14 protein-coding genes are annotated in these 18,482 nt (G+C 60.8%); 6 read left to right on the top strand and 8 right to left on the bottom strand.

The genetic code is table 11. From position 1 onward, the window contains the following. Positions 1 to 103 precede the first annotated feature (103 nt). The 4 genes from ABGT65_RS12860 to ABGT65_RS12845 form a co-directional block, all read right to left on the bottom strand. On the bottom strand, positions 104 to 2,371 hold the full coding sequence (locus tag ABGT65_RS12860; RefSeq protein ID WP_346702720.1) for a GH92 family glycosyl hydrolase: 2,268 nt from the start codon (positions 2,369 to 2,371) through the stop codon (positions 104 to 106). Positions 2,372 to 2,383: 12 nt separating this feature from the next. Continuing rightward, positions 2,384 to 5,932 carry a GH92 family glycosyl hydrolase gene (locus ABGT65_RS12855; protein WP_346702719.1) on the bottom strand — a complete coding sequence of 1,183 codons (3,549 nt, stop codon included), beginning with the start codon at positions 5,930 to 5,932 and terminating at the stop codon, positions 2,384 to 2,386. Then, on the bottom strand, positions 5,929 to 6,084 hold the full coding sequence (locus ABGT65_RS12850) for a hypothetical protein (RefSeq protein ID WP_346703108.1): 156 nt from the start codon (positions 6,082 to 6,084) through the stop codon (positions 5,929 to 5,931). Before ABGT65_RS12850 ends, ABGT65_RS12855 begins: the two co-directional genes overlap by 4 nt. Positions 6,085 to 6,400: 316 nt before the next feature. After that, complete coding sequence (locus tag ABGT65_RS12845; protein ID WP_346702717.1) at positions 6,401 to 7,174, bottom strand: lipopolysaccharide kinase InaA family protein; 774 nt, start codon at positions 7,172 to 7,174, stop codon at positions 6,401 to 6,403. A 318-nt stretch (positions 7,175 to 7,492) separates the two neighbouring features. Between ABGT65_RS12845 and glpA the strand changes: the two genes are divergently transcribed. From glpA to glpC, 3 genes are all read left to right on the top strand, one after another. Continuing rightward, positions 7,493 to 9,112, top strand: a complete 1,620-nt coding sequence (gene glpA / locus ABGT65_RS12840) for an anaerobic glycerol-3-phosphate dehydrogenase subunit A (protein ID WP_346702715.1) — start codon at positions 7,493 to 7,495, stop codon at positions 9,110 to 9,112. Beyond that, positions 9,109 to 10,392 carry a glycerol-3-phosphate dehydrogenase subunit GlpB gene (glpB, locus tag ABGT65_RS12835; protein WP_346702714.1) on the top strand — a complete coding sequence of 428 codons (1,284 nt, stop codon included), beginning with the start codon at positions 9,109 to 9,111 and terminating at the stop codon, positions 10,390 to 10,392. The genes glpA and glpB overlap by 4 nt, the downstream gene beginning before the upstream one ends. Before the next feature lie 184 nt (positions 10,393 to 10,576). Further along, a complete protein-coding gene (gene glpC, locus ABGT65_RS12830; protein WP_346702712.1) occupies positions 10,577 to 11,800 on the top strand; it encodes an anaerobic glycerol-3-phosphate dehydrogenase subunit GlpC in 1,224 nt (407 codons plus the stop codon). 279 nt (positions 11,801 to 12,079) lie between these two features. Here the strand turns inward: glpC and ABGT65_RS12825 are convergent, their stop codons facing one another. The 3 genes from ABGT65_RS12825 to ABGT65_RS12815 are packed head-to-tail and all read right to left on the bottom strand — an operon-like array spanning position 12,080 to position 14,395. Next, positions 12,080 to 12,658: a flavodoxin gene (locus ABGT65_RS12825; RefSeq protein ID WP_346702710.1), complete on the bottom strand. Its 579-nt coding sequence runs from the start codon at positions 12,656 to 12,658 to the stop codon at positions 12,080 to 12,082. 12 nt (positions 12,659 to 12,670) lie between these two features. Continuing rightward, complete coding sequence (locus ABGT65_RS12820) at positions 12,671 to 13,489, bottom strand: carboxymuconolactone decarboxylase family protein (RefSeq protein WP_346702708.1); 819 nt, start codon at positions 13,487 to 13,489, stop codon at positions 12,671 to 12,673. Between the two features lie 6 nt (positions 13,490 to 13,495). Continuing rightward, complete coding sequence (locus ABGT65_RS12815; protein ID WP_346702707.1) at positions 13,496 to 14,395, bottom strand: flavin reductase; 900 nt, start codon at positions 14,393 to 14,395, stop codon at positions 13,496 to 13,498. A gap of 422 nt (positions 14,396 to 14,817) precedes the next feature. Between ABGT65_RS12815 and ABGT65_RS12810 the strand changes: the two genes are divergently transcribed. Beyond that, a complete protein-coding gene (locus ABGT65_RS12810; RefSeq protein ID WP_346702706.1) occupies positions 14,818 to 15,900 on the top strand; it encodes a helix-turn-helix transcriptional regulator in 1,083 nt (360 codons plus the stop codon). Positions 15,901 to 16,191: 291 nt separating this feature from the next. After that, positions 16,192 to 16,836, top strand: a complete 645-nt coding sequence (locus tag ABGT65_RS12805; protein ID WP_346702704.1) for a WG repeat-containing protein — start codon at positions 16,192 to 16,194, stop codon at positions 16,834 to 16,836. 400 nt (positions 16,837 to 17,236) lie between these two features. Here ABGT65_RS12805 and ABGT65_RS12800 read toward each other — a convergent pair whose 3' ends face one another. Then, a complete protein-coding gene (locus tag ABGT65_RS12800) occupies positions 17,237 to 17,473 on the bottom strand; it encodes a ParA family protein (protein WP_346702702.1) in 237 nt (78 codons plus the stop codon). A 517-nt stretch (positions 17,474 to 17,990) separates the two neighbouring features. On the opposite strand from ABGT65_RS12800, the gene ABGT65_RS12795 reads away from it, so the two are divergent. Next, the gene (locus tag ABGT65_RS12795) at positions 17,991 to 18,410 is read left to right on the top strand and encodes a mobilization protein (RefSeq protein WP_346702701.1); all 420 of its coding nucleotides are present in this window, start codon (positions 17,991 to 17,993) and stop codon (positions 18,408 to 18,410) included. Positions 18,411 to 18,482: the final 72 nt, after the last annotated feature.

Here is an 18,482-nt window from a genome sequence, read left to right as displayed (position 1 = left end):
CATGGTACGGAAAACCGGAATCCGGGTAATGACGAAGGCCGGGAAACGAGGCCCGACCCCCTGTTCGGGAGGCCGGGACCTGCTTTTGCCGGAAGATCCGTCGTTATTTCGCGGCCGGTTCGGCCTGCATGTCGAAACGCACCGTGGCGCCGTCCTTCAGCTCCGAGTAGCGGAGGAAGGGTTCGGCCTGGGCCTTGCCGTCGACCGACATCTTTCCGACGTAGCGGTTTTCGGGGCTGTTTTCCGGGGCCTCGATCTCGATTTTCCGGCCGTTCTCCAGATGGATCGTCGCACGGCGGAACAGCGGTGCTCCGACGGCATACTCGTCGGCTCCCGGGCAGACGGGATAGAACCCCAGGGCCGAGAAGACATACCAGGCCGAGGTCTGGCCGTTGTCCTCGTCGCCGCAGTAGCCGTCGGGCTGCGCCTTGTAGAGGCGGTTCATCACCTCACGCACCCAATACTGCGCCTTGGCGGGCTCTCCGGCATAGTCGTAGAGGTAGATCATGTGCTGTGCGGGCTGGTTGCCGTGGGCATAGTTGCCCATGTTGGCCACCTGCATCTCCGTAATCTCGTGGATGCGCGCCCCGTAGTAGCTGTCGTCGTAGATCGGCGGCACGACAAAGACCGAATCCAGCATTTTCGAGAATTCGGCTTTGCCGCCCATCAGGTCGGCCAGTCCCTCGACGTCGTGGAATACCGACCAGGTGTAGTGCCAGGCGTTGCCTTCGGTGTAGGCGTCGCCCCACTTGTAGGCGCTGAACGGCGTCTGGAACGAGCCGTCTTTGTTGCGGCCGCGCATGAGGTTCGTCTTCGCGTCGAAGACGTTGCGGTAGTTCTGCGCCGCCTTTTCGAGCATTGCGGCATCCTCCGTGCGGCCCAGTTTCGCGGCCACCCGGGCGATGCACCAGTCGTCGTAGGCGTACTCCAGCGTGCGGGCGACGTTCTCGTTGATCCCCACGTTGTAGGGAACATATCCGAGCGTATTGTAGTATTCGTGCCCGAGGCGGCCCGTCGACGATACGGTCGGGTGAACCTTCGTGCGGCCGCTCAGCATCGCCTCGTAAAGCGCCTCGACATCTTCGGCCGGGGTCACGCCCTTGAGGATGGCATCCGAGACGACCGAAGCCGAGTTGTTGCCCACCATGCAGCCGCGGTGTCCGGGCGAGGCCCATTCGGGCAGGAAGCCGCTCTCGCGCCAGGTGTTGGCCAGCCCGGCCTGGATCTCGGCGTTGACCGACGGGTAGACCAGGTTCAGCAGCGGGAACAGGCAGCGGAACGTATCCCAGAAGCCCGTGTCGGTGTACATGTATCCGGGCAGCACCTTGCCGTTGTAGGGGCTGTAGTGGACCGGGTTGCCTGCGGCGTCGATCTCATAAAACTTGCGCGGGAAGAGCGTCGAGCGGTAGAGGCACGAGTAGAAGGTGCGCAGCTGGTCGACGCTGCCGCCCGTGACCTCGATGCGTCCCAGCACCTCGTCCCAACGGGCCTGCGCCTTCGACTTCACCGTCTCGAAATCATCCGCTCCGAGCTCCGTTTCGAGGTTGCGCACGGCCTGCTCCGCGGAGATGAACGACGAGGCGATGCGGGCCGTCACCTGCTCGCCGCGCCGGGTCGTGAAGTGCACCTTCGCCACGGCGTGGTTGCCCTCGGCCGACTTTCCGCCCTCGGGGTACAGCAGCCGGCTCCCGGCCTTGTAGTCGGTGGGGTTGTCGGTCAGCTCGACGGCCGAGAAAGGCTTGTCGAAGCGGATGACGAACCAGTTGCGGAAGTTGTCGGGCACGCCGCCGCTGTTGCGCGTCGTGTAACCGGCTACGGTGCGGTTGTCGAGGATCTCCACGCGCGAACCGCGGTCGAAGGCGTCGATGACCACCCCGCTCTCGCGGCTTTCGGGGAACGTGAAGCGCATCATGGCGGCCCGCTCCGTGGGCGTCACCTCGGCCACGATGTCATGGTCGGCCAGGTAGACCGAATAGTAATAGGGCCTGGCCACCTCGGCCTGGTGCGAGAACCAGCTCTGGCGCGACTCCTCGTCGAGTTTGTCCGCACCGCGCACGGGCATTACGGCGAATTGCCCGTAGTCGTTGATCCACGGCGAGGGCTGGTGGGTCTGCTTCAGGCCGCGGAGGGTGTGGGCGTTGTAGGTGTAGGTCCAGCCGTTACCCATCCGCCCCGTCTGGGGCGTCCAGAAGTTCATGCCCCACGGCAGCGCCACGGCCGGGTAGGTGTTGCCCGTCGAGAGGGCGAATTCCGACTGTGTGCCCATCAGCGTCGTCACATACTCCGAGGGGCGGGTCTGTGTACCCTCCTGCGGCGCTTCGCAGCAGGCCGCTGCCGCGAGCGCGCAGGCCAGGATCCAAATCTTTTTCATGCGGTTCGGTTATCAGTTTATGGAGTTCAACAAATCGATTTTTCCCTCGTTCACCAGTTTGAGGATCAGCTCCCCGAACAGGGTGTTCTGCCAGGCGAACCACGCCCGGGTGAAGTTCGCGGCGTCGTGCCGCGAGAAGGATTCGTGCATGAAGCCCGTCCCGGCATCGGTGGTGATGAGCTGGCAGAGGCAGTCGCGGATCTCGGCGTCGTCCGTCGAGGTGAAGGCCCGCATCATGATGCTCATCGGCCAGATCATCTCCACGCCGATGTGCGGGCCGCCGATCCCCTCCCCGGCTTCGCCGCGCCAGAAGTAGGGATTGTCCGTGCTCCAGACGAAGCGGCGCGTGTTTTCGTAGACGGGGTCCGTGCGCTCGACGTCACCCAGGTAGGGCATCGCCAGCAGTGACGGCACGTTGGCGTCGTCCATCAGATGCACGCTGCCGAAACCGTCCACCTCGAAGGCGTAGATCCGCCCGTATTTCGGATGCTCCACCACAGCGTACTGCTGCAGGGCGGCGGCCACCTCGTCGGCCAGCGCCGTGCACTCGGCGGCCAGCTCCGCTTCGCCGTTCACCGTCGAGAGGATTTCGGCGGCCTTTCTGAGCGACGTCACGGCCATAAAGTTCGACGGGATGAGGAACCCGAAGGTCGTGGCGTCGTCCGAGGGCCGGAATGCCGACGAGATCAGCCCCACGGGCTTCACGGGATTGCCGTGCCCGGCGTGGCAGCGGGTATCCAGCTGGCGGTCCGTGACGCGCAGGAAGGTGTAGTCGCCCGGACCCTCCTTCATCTGCTGCTCACGCAGCGTGCGGAGGATGGCCCGCATGGCCTCGACCCACGTCGGGTCGAAGACCGACGCATCGCCCGTCGTCTTCCAGTAGTGGTGGGCCAGGCGGATCGGATAGCAGTGCGAGTCGATCTCCCACTTGCGCTCGAAGACCCACGGGCTCTGCACGTGCCCCGGATAGCCGACATCCTCCCCGGCACCCGTCGGGCCGTCGTTGAAGGCGTTGGCGTAGGGGTCGATCGTGATCAGCCGCATCTGCTGGCGGATCACCCCGGCGATCATCTTCTGCAGGGCCGGATCCTTCGTGCAGAGCTGCACGTAGGGCCACACCTGCGCCCCCGAGTCGCGGAGCCACATGGCCGGAATGTCGCCCGTATAGACATAGGTCGAGGGGTTGCCCTCCTCGTCCTCGCGGTAGTGGACCGTGGTGTCGAGCGTGTTGGGGAAGCAGTTGGCAAACATCCAGCGCAGGCGTTCGTTGGTCAGCAGACCGCACACGCGGGCGATCTCCTCCTCCACGGCTTCCGACCTGAAAAGCCGATCCTCCGCGGCGGGCCGCTGGTCGGCATAGACCTCCGGTTCGTCGGGACAGTACCACACCTTCGGCTCGGCTCCCATTTCGAAGCGCAGTTCGCCGCCCTTCATGAGGTCGTCATGGGCGATCCAAGGCTTCGTGCAGGGCACGCCGTTGAGCCATACGCGCTGGATATATTTGTTCGCAGCGGAGTTGTTTTCGGCCGTGATCGTGAAGACGCCTCCCGGGACATCGATCTCCACGCGGTCGAAGAGCGGCACGCCGAACCAGTAGCGTCCGCCCGCGGGCTCTACTTCGTACATGCCCAGTGCCGAGAGCACGTACCAGGCCGACATCTGCCCCACGTCCTCGTTGCCCGACAGGCCGTCGGGCCGGTCGTGGTAGAGCGACGTGAGCACCTGGCGGACCTTGTCGGCCGTCTTCCAGGGCTGTCCCAGCATCGTGTAGAGGTAGAGAACATGGTGGCTGGGCTCGTTGCCGTGGGCATACTGCCCGATCAGTCCCGAGATGTCGGGCGAGGTCTCGGCACCCTCGACGACGGAGCTCACCGTGAAGAGCGAATCCAACTTTTCGAGCATCCGGGCCCGGCTTCCGAAGCAGCCTTTGAGCCCCTCGACATCGTGCGGTGCGAGCCAAGTGTACTGCCAGGCGTTTCCTTCGCAGTAGTCGTCGGCGCGGTGCGTCGAGGCGAACGGATTGAAGGGCGATCGCCACCCGCCGCGGCTGTCGCGTCCGCGCATGAAGCCCGTCGTCGGGTCGAAATAGTGGCGGTAGCTATGGCTGCGCTCCGTGAAGTAGCGGGCATCGTCGTCCCTGCCCAGCGCCTCGGCGGCACGGGCTGCGGCGCCGTCGGCCAGAGCGTACTCCATGTCGTAGGCCACGGCCTCGTTGAAGAGGTCGCACGGGATATAGCCGTATTTCATGCGCAGGCCGTTGCCTCGGTCGGGGTTCATCGCCGTGCGGCGGATCGCCTCGAAGGCGCGTTCGCGGTCGAAGCCTTCGATCCCCTTCACGATGGCGTCGGCCACGACGGGGATGCCCGGGTTGCCCACCATGCAGTCGGTTTCGTTGCCCCAGAGGTGCCAGACCGGCAGGCGTCCCTGCTCGTCGGCGATGGCCAGCATCGTGTTGATGATGTCGGGCATCCGCTCCGGGTGGAGGATCGTCATCAGCGGCATCGCCGCGCGGTAGGTATCCCACAGCGAGAAGGTCGTATGGGTCTTGTAGCCGGGATTTCCGTGCACCTGGCCGTCGGCTCCGCGGTATGAGCCGTCGGCGTCGCAGAACTCCGAGGGGGCGACCATCGTGTGATACAGCGCCGTGTAGAAGATCCGCCGGGCCGCCTCGTCCGAGGTCGTGATGCGCACTTTCGAGAGCTCCTTGTTCCATGCCGCATCGGCCGCCACAGCCACGGCTTCGAAGTCCCAGCCGGGGAGTTCTGCCGCGAGGTTCGCCTCCGCACCCTCGATGCTCACGGGCGAGAGGGCCACCTTCACCAGCAGCTGTTCGCCGTCGGTCGTCGTGAACGAGGCACGTCCGTAGTGTTCGCCGACCGTTTCGAACTTCTCGAACGGTTTTTCAAATTCAGCCGCGAAGTAGACCTTCTGGTCTTTGGCCCAGCCCGTCGAGTAGCGCCAGCCCCAGATGCGTGTGCTGTCCTCCGAGACGCGGAATCCCGTCTCGGTGGCCTTGTCCCAGCAGCCGCCGTTTTCGAGGTCGAAGACCACGGCAGCCTCCTGCGAGGCGGGGAACGTATAGCGGTGGAGTCCGACGCGCGAGGTGGCGGTCATCTCGGCCGTCACGCCGTAGCGCACGAGGGGTACCGCGTAGTATCCGGGCCGCACGACCTCCTTCGTGCGGTCGGCATAGGACCACAGGCCCGATGCCGGGTCCTCTTCCGTGCCGCGGGCATAAACGACCTCCCCTACCACGGGCATGACCGTGACGTCGAACAGGTCGCCGATACCCGTACCGCTGAGGTGCGTGTGCGAGAATCCGATCACCGTGGAGTCCGAGGCGTGGTAGCCCGAGGTCCAGTCCCACCCCTGGGGAATGCTCGTCGGGCCTACCTGTACGAGGCCGAAGGGGACGTTTGCCCCGACGAAGACGTGGCCGTGGCCGCCGGTGCCGATTTTGGGGTCGACCCAGCGGGTCGGACGCTCCGTGGATTGCGGCTGCGAACACGCGGCCAGGGCCGCCAGCAGCGTCGCAGCGCTCATGATGCGTTGAATTTTCATTTATGATCCGGGTTTTGAAGTTCAAAGGAGAGTTTGCCGCAGCGCAGCAGGGTGTCGTGGCTGATGATCGGGTTGGCCGAGTAGTGCCATATCACCTCGTTCGAGCCCGCGGGGCGATCCTCCCGCGGCATGTCCGGAAGCGCCGGACCCACGATTGTTCAGCTGATTCATTGTTTGCGGTATTTTGGTTCTTGTCTCTGTTGCGGTATGCCGGGATTCCGGGTCTGTGGGCTTTCCGGCCCTTCGGGTCCGAAAAGTTGCCCAAAAGTAGGCAAAATCTCGAAGATTTACAACGCCTTGAGGCCGGAAGTGTTAAAATTCACACTTTCGGCCTCAAGGGGGCCCTTTTCCGCTTGAAACCGGCCGGAGGGGCTTCGGCCGGGCGTTGGCAGAGCGTTGCGGGTCTTTTCGAGAGCGGGAACGGCGCGGGGATTGTCCTGCCGGGCGGGTGGACCGGGCGGGTGCGGACTAATTTCCGGAAGGATGGGTCTCCCGGATTTTTTTCCGAAGGTTCCGTTTGCAGCGCTGGCGGAATTCGAACAGCAGGCGTTTGAGCACGCCCCAGAACTGGAGGGTCGCCGGATCGGAGTGCACCAGTTCGGCATACCGGTCGAGAATGCGGAGATAGGCAGGGGCCGGGCAGGAGAGGCGCCGCAGGTTGTCCAGGCGCCGGCGTTTGGACAACCTGCGGTGAAACGACATGCGGTTGGTGTCGAGCAGTTCGAAACGATAACCCTGGTCCGCGGGACGGTAGAGGATGTTGCCGATATTCAGGTCTTCGTGGAAGATCCCGGCGTTGTGGACGCGGAACAGAAACTCCGCGAAGGCGTCCAGAATCCGCGCATCTCCGGGGACTTCGGCATACCGTTCCGTGACCGGCCGCATGGGCTTTCCGCAGGACCATTCCGAAACGAAATAGCTGTCGCTCAGGAATCCCCGGCGGCGAATATCGATGGCGGCGACCATTTCCGGGGTTTCGATGCCGAGTTTGAGCAGCCGCCCGGCGTGGAGGTAGGCTCGCATGGCCTTGCTTCGCCGCAGCGTTCCGTAGATCAGCCGGTTGACGGGAGAGGGTCGGCCGTAGCGCTTGACGACGAGCCTCACCCCTTCCGTTTCGAAGCATTTGATCGTATTGCGCCCTTTGTGGAGTGTTGTGCCGTTCCGCTCGAACCAGCCGGGATCGGCGAGTTGCCGGAGCCAGGGCTCCAGTCCGGCATATTTCAGATTGACGACTATTTTCATGTGGGATTCGGTTTTCGGCAAAGGTAGGTGAAAAAGACGGTTGGCGGTTTGTCGATCTTTCTCCGAATCTCTCCCGATCGGATGTTGTCGGCGCTTTCGGGCTTCGGCGCCGGGCGTCCGCGTCCGGTTCCGGATTTTTTTTTTGAAGGTTTCGTGCGGTCGGTATTCTTCTTGTGATTCGCAACTGTTTTCCTTTTTATTTGGGATTTTCAGAGGATAGTATTTTGTTTCGAAAGCAAATAAATTATTTTTTATTTCGTTTTATTTTGTTTTTTGTCGAAAGTGTCCCTATATTTGTCGCACCTAATTCACCGATCTATGAACAATGCGTATGATGTCATCATCATCGGCGGCGGAGCGACCGGAGCCGGCATGGCCCGTGACTGCTCGCTGCGTGGAATCCGGGCGCTGCTGCTCGAACGCTCCGATATCTCCACCGGGGCGACGGGCCGCAACCACGGCCTGCTCCACAGCGGAGCCCGTTACGCCGTGACGGACCGCGAATCGGCCGAAGAGTGCATCCGTGAAAACATGATCCTGCGGAAAATTGCCTCCCATTGTGTCGAGGAGACCGACGGGCTGTTTATTTCGCTCCCGGAAGACGGGTTGGAGTACCAGTCCGTTTTCGTGGAAGCCTGCCGCCGGGCGGGGATTCGCGCCGACGTGATCGACCCCAAGGAGGCCCTGCGGCTGGAACCGTCGGCCAATCCGACGCTGATCGGCGCCGTGCGGGTTCCGGACGGCGCCGTGGACCCCTTCCGACTTACGGCGTCGAACATCCTCGATGCCCGGACCCACGGCGCCGAGATCCGCACCTATACCGAAGTCGTGGAGCTGCTCCGCGAACAGGACCGCATTGTCGGCGTCAGGGCCTACGACCACCGGAACCGTTGCGAACTGAAGTTTTATGCGCAGGTGGTCGTCAATGCGGGCGGCATCTGGGGCCACGGCATCGCCGCAAAGGTCGGCATCACGGTCAACATGCTCCCGGCCAAGGGCGCGCTGCTGATCTTCGGCCACCGGGTGAACAACCTCGTGCTGAACCGCTGCCGCAAGCCTGCCGATGCCGACATCCTGGTGCCGGGCGACACGATCTCGCTCATCGGTACCACGTCGAGCAAGGTCCCCTACGAGGAGATCGACCGCATGATCATCACGCCCGACGAAGTGGACCTGCTGCTGCGCGAGGGCGAGAAGCTGGCGCCGTCGCTGGCCACGACGCGCATCCTGCGGGCCTACGCCGGGGTGCGGCCGCTGGTGGCTTCGGACGACGACCCGAGCGGCCGTACGGTGAGCCGCGGCATCGTGCTGCTGGACCACGCCACACGCGACGGCATGGAGGGATTCATCACCATCACGGGTGGCAAGCTGATGACCTACCGCCTGATGGCCGAGTGGGCCACGGACCTCGTCTGCCGGAAGATCGGTAACCCGGAGCGGTGCCGCACGGCGGAGATTCCCCTGCCGGGTTCGACGGAGGACCGCCGGGAGGTCGAGAGGAAGATCCGCAACAAACCCATCGCCCAGCGCCGTTCGTCGATCTCGCGGCACGGCGACCAGGCGGTGAAGATCGACAGCCGGACGTCGATCCAGAACAGTCTGGTGTGCGAATGCGAGGAGGTCTCGATCGGTGAGGTGGAATACGCGCTGGAGAACCTTGCGGTGAACAACCTGGTGGACCTGCGGCGCCGCACGCGCGTCGGGATGGGCACCTGTCAGGGCGAGTTGTGCGCCTGCCGGGCCGCGGGGCTCATGGGCCGCAGGGACCCGGTCTGTGCGCGGAAGGCGAAGGCCGATCTGGTGTCGTTCCTGAACGAGCGCTGGAAGGGCATGGCCCCGATTGCCTGGGGCGACACGCTGCGTGAAAGCGAGTACATGACGTGGGTTTACGAGAGCGTGTGCGGATTGTCGGACGAAGCAAAAACAGCATCGGAATGAGATTCGATACAGTCATCATCGGAGGCGGACTGGCCGGCATGACGTGCGGCATCCGCCTGGCGGAAGCGGGACAGCGCTGCGCGATTGTCTCGCAGGGTCAGAGTGCGATCCACTTCTCGTCGGGGTCGTTCGATCTGTTGGGGAGCCTGCCCGACGGCACTCCCGTCACGGACCCGGTGGCGGGGATCGCCGAACTGGAGAAGATCGCCCCGTCGCACCCCTACTCCGTGATCGGGGCGGAGCGCTGCGCGCGTTATGCGGCGGAGGCCGCGGCGCTGCTGCGCGGGGCCGGGATCCGGGTTGCGGGCGACAGCCGCCGCAACCACTTCCGGATTACGCCCATGGGCAAGGCCAGGGCCACGTGGCTGACCATCGACGGCTATCTGACGACCGACGAAGCGGCCCGGCTTCCCTTCAGGACGGTGTGCATCGTCAACGTGGAGGGATTTCTGGATTTCTACCCGGAGTTCATCGCCGAGGAGTTCCGCAAACTCGGCATCGAGTGCCGTTTCGGGAGCTTCAACCATCCGGATCTGGAGCGGATCCGCAAGAACCCGAGCGAGATGCGTTCGGCGAACATTGCCCGGGTCTTCGACCGGGAGGCCAATCTGGAGGCCCTGGCCGAGGAGTTGCGGCGACTGGCTCCGACGTGCGATGCGCTGATCCTTCCGGCGTTGATCGGCCTTGTGCGCAACGATTCGCTGGAGTTCCTGCGCTCGCGGGCCGGGCATCCGATCTACCTGCTGCCGACCCTTCCGCCGTCGATTCCGGGCATCCGGGCCCAGCAGGCCCTGCAGCGCCGTTTCCAGGCGCTGGGCGGCGAATATTTCCTGGGCGACAGCGTCGTGTCGGCCGAGACGGAGGGCTCCCGCGTGGAGCGTATCTTCACGGCCAACCACGGCAATATTCCCTTCGAGGCCGCGCATTTCGTGCTGGCGACGGGCAGTTTCTTCAGCAAGGGGCTGCAGGCGACTCCCGACCGGATCGTGGAGCCCGTCTTCGGGGCCGATACGGAGTATGTGGCCAATCGCGCGGAGTGGTACACGCTGCGTTTCTTCGACCGGCAGGCCTACCAGGCCTTCGGCGTGAAGACCGACTCCTCGCTGCGAGTTTTGAAGGAGGGGAAAGTGCTCGAAAACCTGTATTGTGCGGGAGCGGGGCTTGCAGGCTTCCATCCGGTGCAGGAGGGTTGCGGTGCGGGCATCTCGATGCTTTCGGCCCTCCACGTGGCGGAAAACATTTCGAGATTTGAGAATGGAGAATTGAAGATTGAAAATTAGGGAAAGCAGGCGGACCGAAGGCTTCTTCTTTCCACAGTCGGAAAGGCCTTTCCCATAAAGCCCCTGCCTGAGGCGGGGGTTTGGGGGTGGGTCAGATTTGAATGCGCGGCCCGTGGCCGCGAGCAACGGCGGACGAAAGCATAATAAAGATAAAATATGATGATATGTTAAATAGCAATCAATCATGAATATCCAGCAGAACAGCGTCAGCGAGAATAATTTCGAGCAGTGCATCAAATGTACGATCTGCACGGTGTACTGCCCGGTGGCTGCGGCGAATCCGGACTACCCGGGTCCGAAACAGGCGGGTCCGGACGGTGAGCGTCTGCGGCTCAAACAGCCCGATTTCTTCGACAACGCCCTGAAATACTGCATGAACTGCAAACGTTGCGAGGTGGCGTGCCCGTCGAACGTGCGTATCGGCGACATCATCCAGGCGGCGCGCATCAAGTACGGGCCGCAGCACAATATGTCGCTGCGGAACTTCGTGCTGGCCAATACGGACCTCGTGGGGACGCTGGCCACGCCCTTTGCGCCGATCGTCAATACGGCCGTGAAGCTGAAACCCGTCCGCTTCATGATGGACAAGGTGATGGCGATCGATCACCGTCGCGTTTTCCCGAAGTATGCGTACGGGACCTTCACGTCGTGGTACCGCAAGCACGCTGCGGCGGCACAGGAGGCCTTCCCGAAGCAGGTGGCCTACTTCCACGGCTGCTACGTGAACTACAACAACCCGCAGCTGGGCAAGGACCTGCTGCGGATCATGAACGCCCTGGGCTACGGTGTGCAACTGCTCGACAAGGAGAAGTGCTGCGGCGTGGCGCTGATCTCGAACGGGCTCTACAAGCAGGCGCGGCGTCAGGCCGCGACGAACCTGCAGTCGATCCGCACGTCGGTGAAGGGCCGCGACCTGGACCTGATCACCACCTCGTCGACCTGCACCTTCACGCTGCGCGACGAGTATCCCCACCTGCTCGGACTGGAAAACGGCGACGTGCGCGACCGCATCGAGCTGGCCACGCGCTACCTCTACCGGTTGATCCAGTCGGGCAAGGCCCGGTTGAAGTTCAAGGAGACTGCCCCGCTGCGCGTGGCCTACCACACGCCGTGCCACATGGAGAAGATGGGCTGGAGCTACTATTCGATCGAGCTGCTGCGGATGATTCCGGGCGTGGAGGTCACGGTGCTCGATTCGCAGTGCTGCGGCATCGGGGGGACCTACGGATTCAAGAAGGAGAACTACGGGGTCTCGCAGGCTATCGGAGCTCCGCTGTTCCGCCAGATCGAGGAGTCGGGGGCCGACATCGTGGCCACGGACTGCGAGACCTGCAAATGGCAGATCGAGATGTCGACCTCGAAGCCCTGCGAACACCCGCTGCACATCTTGGCTTCGCGACTGGCGTAGCGGGGCCGTTCCGGGGAACGGAATCGGACCTACCCTGCTTGCCGAAGAACCTGCTCGACGAGCTGAAGAACCGGGGCCTCGCGGACGACGCTCTTCAACATCAACACGCTGGAGTGGGACCAGGAACTGCCGGACCTCTTCGCCTCCTGATCCGTGCGGAGGGCGTGAAATGCGAAAAACCGGAAGGTACCAGACCTTCCGGTTTTTTCGTGGGGTGTGCGATTTTTGGGCGGTGTGTGGAATGGGAAATGGCGGATCGGAATTTCCTGTTTTCCATTTTCAATTTTCCACTTTCAGGACCTGTTCGACCCAGGCGCGGACCTCGGCATCGCCCGCCCGGTTCAACAGCCGTCCCGGCCGCCACGCAGCCTGGGGATAGGCCTTTTTCAAGGCTGCGGCGCTGTTCGAGATTCCGCTGCCGCCCGACGTGGCAAAGGGAATGACGGTCTTCCCGCCCAGGTCGTAACGGTCGAGGAAGGTCTCGACGATGCGCGGAGCGAGGTCCCACCAGATGGGATACCCGACGAAAATCACCTCATAACGGGTCATGTCGATTTTCTCCCCGCCGATCTCGGGCCGGGCCTTCGGGTCGTTCATCTCCCGCGAGCTGCGCGAGCGTTTGTCGGTCCAGTCGAGGTCGGCCGCCGTGTAGGGTTCGGCCGGGGTGATGGCGTAAAGTGTCCCACCCGTAGCGGCGGCCACCTTTTCGGCGATGCGGGCGGTCGTGCCGGTTGCCGAAAAACAGGCGACGAGGATCCTGGGATTCGGTTGTGTGCTGTTCATGGTCTGATTGGGTTGTGCGCAGGCTGCGGCTGCCATGAAGAGGGCCGACACGCCTGCCAGAACGAGTTTATACATGGGTGTCCGTCTTTATTTTGAGAGTTGGTCGTAGGCTTCGTCGGTGACGGGTTCGAGCCACTCGTTGGAGGTGTTCTCTCCGGGGATTTCGAAGGCGAGGTGTGCGAACCAGGAGTCGGCGGCGGCACCGTGCCAGTGCTTGACGCCCGCCGGGATGTGGATCACCGTTCCGGGGAGGATTTCCACGGCGGGTTTCCCCTCCTCCTGATACCAGCCGCGCCCGGCCACGCCGATAAGCATCTGTCCGCCGCCGCTGGAGGCGCGGTGGATGTGCCAGTTGTTGCGGCAGCGGGGTTCGAACGTCACGTTGGAGACGTTCACCTGTTCGCGGGAGATCGGCGCGAGGTAGCTTTGCCCGGTGAAATATTGCGCATAGGCGGTGTTGGGCTCGCCGATGGGGAAGATCATTTCGCGCTGGAAGGCAGCCCGGGCATCCTCGCCGGGGGTGTCTTCGACCCATACCTCCTTGGCCAGACGGAACGCCGCCCAAGCCTTGGGCCACCCGGCATAGAAACCGATATGGGTAATGATTTCGGCGATCTCGGTGCGGGTGATTCCGTTTTTGCGGGCCGACTGGAGGTGGAATACGAGCGAGTTGTCTGTGATACCTTGACTGATAAGAGAGGTAATCGTTACCAAGCTTCGGTCACGAAGACCGAGCTTGTCGGTGCGGCTCCATACCTCGCCGAAGAGAACGTCGTCGTTCAACTCCGCGAATTTCGGGGCGAATTCGCCCAACTGGTCGCGCCCGGCTGTCTGTACGATTTTTTCCTGTGCCATAACATTGAGTGTTAAAATGCCGAATAATGAAAATAAAAGGATGCTTTTCATAACCGTTTACTGTATGAAATTATTGATTTTGTTGGCAGGATTGAGCGGCGTCTGGTCCGACAATACCAGCGATTTGACCATGTGCAGCGTTCCCTGCTTGTATCTCTGGAAATGCTCCGAGGCGATGTGCTTCTCGTAAGCTTCACGGCTTGCGTATGTTTCAAGAATTGTTACCTTGCAGGGATTCTCCTTTTCGCTGACGGCGTACATCGTCAACACGCCCGGTTCGGTACGCAGGGAGACTTCGCCCACCTCGGTCGCGTATTCCATATACTCGTCGAGGTACTGCGGGTAAACCTCTACTTTCGACAGCCGCACGATACCGTCGGCGGTCATCGGCTCCTTGGCGCACATTCCCGGCTGCTTGTCCAAGTTCAGGCATTTGCCGATAATCTCTCCGGTGGCGATATAGGAATAGGTCGGGAACTCGAACAGCACGGGTTTCAGCTTCGTATAGTCGAGTTTGCCGTTGCTGTCGAGCACATCGGGAGCGGCATAGGTATTGGCAATCGAGCAGATGAAGTTGTCGAAGCCTTCGGTCTCGTAGATCTCCACCACGTCACACTCCATCGTCAGCGGCGAAATATCGATTACGGGTGTGCCGTTCTCTCCCCAATGATATTCGAATACTTTCGATTTATCGACCGACGCGCCGCTCACGCTGCCCACATAGTCGGCTTTGGGCAACATTTCGCGGCTGACGAGGTTGATGGATAGTTTTTTGGAATCTTTTATCCCCTGATTGGTATGGTGGCTTTTGCTCATGCTCACGAGAATCCGGTCGTGACCGATGATTCCCGTATGCCCTACCACGAGCCAATTGACCCTCCCTTCGACCTCCGCACCGACCACTGTCAGCGGTTTCGGGTAGAGAGCCGGAAGGTTTCCGAGATTCACTTTTTCCATATGCGTTGTATTTTGCTGGTGGCCGGCATGCTCACTCCGCGTCGGGCCGCATGAAAACAGAACGGAGAGGGCCAGCATGCAGGCCGTCGATTTTATCAAGCCTTCGTGTCTTTTCATTCCTTTGATGTCTCCGGTTTTCCGTATGACAAAGGTACCGCATTCGGTGCAAAACGGCGTAACGATATGTGGGTAATTCTTACCATTTTTACTGATGAAGGGGATGTCCCGTATCGCACGGGCCGTTTCGGAAGTCGGGATGCGCCTCCCGGAGAGCCCCCCCCCTCCTCCCACGCTTCGATCTGCCGCTCCGGGACGGGATTCCGGTCTGTGGGGACGGTTTCTCCGGAATAGCATAATCGACGGACTGAAATGTTGGATTCGTCGGACTTTTTGCGTATATTTGTTCTCCTCAAATCCAGTCCATGAACGTCCAGATATTCGACATAATGCCCGTCTCGTGGCGTCTTTATTCGCAAATCGTAATTTTCTGTCTTCTGCTGGCGATGGGCGTCTACTTCGTGGCCAACCGAGGGAAACGGCGGCTGCATCGGCTTCTGGGCGGAGTTCTGCTTTTCTGGTCCCTGCTCCACCTGAAAGACATGCTGCTGATCGATAACGCCATGCCCGACCGTTATCTCGAACGCCTTTGCATCTGCATCGATATTCTGGCCGTCCCGACCTGCGCCTTCCTGCTCTTCGAACTGACCGCGCCGGGGTGGTTTGCCTGGCGCCGGGCGCTGCGTCACGAACTGCCGTTTCTCGGCGTGCTGGCGTTGTTCGCATTCTACCCTTCGGATGTCGTCTTCCACCTCGACATCCTCGGCGCCCTCGCCTACTCCCTGTGGGTGATCACGCAGCTCTTCCACACCATCCCGGCCTACAACCGCACGCTGCGGGAGAACTTCTCGAATACGGAGAATCTCGATCTGGAGTGGCTCTGGAAACTGCTTGTCTTCTTCATTCTTTTTCTCTCGGTCTGGGCCTACTCGGCCCTCCAGGTCTCGATTCCGGCCGACATCATCTACAATGTCGCCTCGGGCTTTTTGTGGGTTGTGATCTGCTACAACATCCACAGGCAGCAGCCCCTCGTATTGTCCGATGCCCCCGCATCACAGGCCTCGGACCCGCAGCCCGAACCGGTGCGTCCGGAGTTCGCCGCGGAGCTCGAACGTCTCTTCGACGAGCGGAAAATCTGGCTCAATCCCCGTCTGACCATCGGGGAAGTGGCGCAGCGCCTCGGCTCGAACCGCACCTACCTGTCGGATTACCTCAACCATACGCTGGGCACGAGTTTCTACGAATATGTCAACGACTACCGGATCCGAGCCGTTGCAGAACGCCTCGGCGATCCGGAGTGCCAGCTGACCATCGAGGCCATTGCGGAGAGCTGCGGATTCAACTCGCTGTCGACCTTCCGTCGCTTCTTTATCCGCCGTTACGGCTGCACGCCCACGCGCTATCGGATTGACCGGGGATGCGGGAAATCCACCGTTCCGACCGCCTGAGAAACGGGTTTCAAGGGGTTTTTGTGCCATTGACGCAACAATTGACGTATTGATCCGCAGTTTTTGACGGCTGCGAATATCTTTGTATCAGTACCGCCAAGACCATCAAAACCCTTTTATGAAGAAATTCGCTGTTCTGTTTCTGGCTGCCGTCACGGGTGTGCATCTCTTGTTTGCGGCATCCGACGACTTGGGGAGCGCGGCGCCACATTTGTCAAATACCGGCCGTCCATGCTGCTGCTGATTCCCTGCAAACTGGTCCGCAACTACATTCTGCATCGATAAATCACCATGAAACGAATTTTTCTGTATCTGATTGTCGGCGGTCTGCTGAGCTCCTGTTCGATCATGGGCCCGGCCTTCACGGGACTGCTGTCGGGTCCGACATCGGGTTCGGTATCGGATGGGCTGGCCGCTCCGGTTGGGGTGCCCGGCCAGGCGGGGCGCCGTTATACACCGGCCGAGGATCCTGCAACGGGTCTTTACGGCTATATCAACGATCTGGGGATGTGGGTTATCCCGCCTCGTTTCGAGAGTGTGCAGTCGTTCGGTAGCAACGGCATGGCCCGGGTACGGCTTGGGGGTCGTTACGGAGTGATCGATCCTTCGGGGCAGTTTGTCATACCGGCCGTTTTTTCGAGTTCGGGCGACGCGGCGGAGGCCATGCAGTCGATTACCAAAGGCCGTATGACGGGGCTTGAACTTTGGGCGCAGGAGGATCCGGCGACGGGACTGTACGGTTATCTGGATCATTACGGGCGCTGGGCCATTACGCCCCGATTCCGGAGTGCTTCGGATTTCAACCGGAATCTGGCGGTGGTGCAGGTTTCGGACGGCCGTTGGGGCGCGATCGACCTCCGGGGGACGATGGTCATACAGCCCCGGTTCAACAGTTCGGGCGATGCCCGCAGTGCGGTACAGCGTCTGAACCGGTAATTGAATGGTGCGGGGGTCCGGGGTACCGGGGCCCTGCAGTGTCGGATGAATCGTTGTCATTTTCTACGGGCTTGCCGACCCTTTTCGGCTCTCTTCTCTCTCTGCGACAGGAGGACCTGACAGGCCCTCCTGTTTTTTGGTGAGGAGGCGAAGACCGTACCCCCCCTCTCCCCTGAAAGGAATGCCGAGGGTCGCGGGCAGCGAACCACCTACCATCATCAACAGAAAGAGGAGGGTTTTTAACCCTCCTCTTTCTGTTGAGCGGAAAACGGGATTCGAACCTATGATTATTTACCTCTATATATCAATGTGTTGTAGCTGATCCTTCATTGTCGGGTCACTGATTTGTTGGAGAAATTTTACACCCCAATACTTTCCCTTGCTACAAAGCAAAGATACGTTATATATTTCTTATCTCAAAATAAGAACCAATAAATTTGATCTCCAACTCGCGGGTGCGTTGCGTGTAGATCGACCATTGAGGATAGTCACAGTCGACAACCAGCACCTTGCGTTTGCAGATGTAGTGCAGATAGCTGGCGAGAAGCGTCGTAAGAGCCGACTTGCCGACACCTCCCTTCTGATTGCAGATGGAGATGTTCCGGGAACCGGATGTTTGTTGATCGGATGTTTTCATCGTTTGAAGATTTGAGGAGTTAATGATTGGTCGTGTTGGATTTTCAACTCTATATCCATGAATGTGCATGAATCTCCGTTCGGGTGGATATTTCCAGAAATCCAGAAATCCAGATTTCCGGAAATCTGTAAATCCGGAAATATTTATTTGGAGAAATCTCTTCTCCATCGAATATACATGCCGTCATGTGTCGGTTTGAATCCATCTGCCCGCAAGGTAATGCGGTTTTTAGAGGTTGGTTCCCGGTGTCCTCCGGAGGCCTCGCATGGCCGACAACCGCGTTTTTTAATCCCCGAAGATCCTCGTAATATTGCAGCGGAGAATCTGCCCATGATTTTTTGTTTCGGAGATGCCTTTTCGAGAGAAAAATTGCCCTCTGCCAATGCTGGAACTGTACCCGTCGCCTGACGGGAGCGAGGTGTACCTTTGTCCGACAACCGGCGGTTTGTCCGACAAAGGTCCTCGCTCTGCGAGGCGGAACGCTCCCAAGTCGCGCCACATGAATATGCTGTATAATATGATGAAGACTCAAAAGCCAACCGGTCGGCCAACGGCTACCGCTCCCAGAATCCATCGTTACAATTTCAAGTTGACAACAGCGGAGAATATTCGGTTTAAGGAAATGCTTGCTGCCGCCGGATTGGAGCACAACCGCAGCCGGTTTATCGTCAAACGACTCTTTGCCGAGCGCTTCGAAGTCATCCGTCGCGATCCTTCAAAGGTCGAGTTTCTGGCACGTCTCAACGACCTTTACTTCCAGTTTCAGCGCGTTGGGAACAACTACAATCAGGTGGTCCGGACCATCAACAGCCACTTCTCCAACGTCTCGATTCCGCGCCAGATCGCTGCATTGGAACAGCATACCCGCGAGTTGAAAGCATTGAGTGTCGAGATTCTGAATCTTACCAAACAGGCCGCAGGATGGTTGCGAATATAAGGACGGGAGCGACCGTCGGCGGCGCCATCCGCTACAACGAGGAGAAGGCCAACCGGGGGCAGGCCGAGGTGC

It is taken from the genome of uncultured Alistipes sp., from assembly GCF_963931675.1.
Taxonomy (GTDB): domain Bacteria; phylum Bacteroidota; class Bacteroidia; order Bacteroidales; family Rikenellaceae; genus Alistipes.
Note: the sequence above shows the minus strand (reverse complement) of the source record. Positions and strands in the feature narration are given on the sequence as shown.

What these genes read in the sequence shown, in the direction of transcription:
- ABGT65_RS12860 (WP_346702720.1), bottom strand. Translation starts at nt 2,371, where the DNA reads ATGAAAAAGATTTGGATCCTGGCCTGCGCGCTCGCGGCAGCGGCCTGC.
- ABGT65_RS12855 (WP_346702719.1), bottom strand. Translation starts at nt 5,932, where the DNA reads ATGAAAATTCAACGCATCATGAGCGCTGCGACGCTGCTGGCGGCCCTG.
- ABGT65_RS12845 (WP_346702717.1), bottom strand. Translation starts at nt 7,174, where the DNA reads ATGAAAATAGTCGTCAATCTGAAATATGCCGGACTGGAGCCCTGGCTC.
- glpA (WP_346702715.1), top strand. Translation starts at nt 7,493, where the DNA reads ATGAACAATGCGTATGATGTCATCATCATCGGCGGCGGAGCGACCGGA.
- glpB (WP_346702714.1), top strand. Translation starts at nt 9,109, where the DNA reads ATGAGATTCGATACAGTCATCATCGGAGGCGGACTGGCCGGCATGACG.
- glpC (WP_346702712.1), top strand. Translation starts at nt 10,577, where the DNA reads ATGAATATCCAGCAGAACAGCGTCAGCGAGAATAATTTCGAGCAGTGC.
- ABGT65_RS12825 (WP_346702710.1), bottom strand. Translation starts at nt 12,658, where the DNA reads ATGTATAAACTCGTTCTGGCAGGCGTGTCGGCCCTCTTCATGGCAGCC.
- ABGT65_RS12820 (WP_346702708.1), bottom strand. Translation starts at nt 13,489, where the DNA reads ATGAAAAGCATCCTTTTATTTTCATTATTCGGCATTTTAACACTCAAT.
- ABGT65_RS12815 (WP_346702707.1), bottom strand. Translation starts at nt 14,395, where the DNA reads ATGGAAAAAGTGAATCTCGGAAACCTTCCGGCTCTCTACCCGAAACCG.
- ABGT65_RS12810 (WP_346702706.1), top strand. Translation starts at nt 14,818, where the DNA reads ATGAACGTCCAGATATTCGACATAATGCCCGTCTCGTGGCGTCTTTAT.
- ABGT65_RS12805 (WP_346702704.1), top strand. Translation starts at nt 16,192, where the DNA reads ATGAAACGAATTTTTCTGTATCTGATTGTCGGCGGTCTGCTGAGCTCC.
- ABGT65_RS12800 (WP_346702702.1), bottom strand. Translation starts at nt 17,473, where the DNA reads ATGAAAACATCCGATCAACAAACATCCGGTTCCCGGAACATCTCCATC.
- ABGT65_RS12795 (WP_346702701.1), top strand. Translation starts at nt 17,991, where the DNA reads ATGATGAAGACTCAAAAGCCAACCGGTCGGCCAACGGCTACCGCTCCC.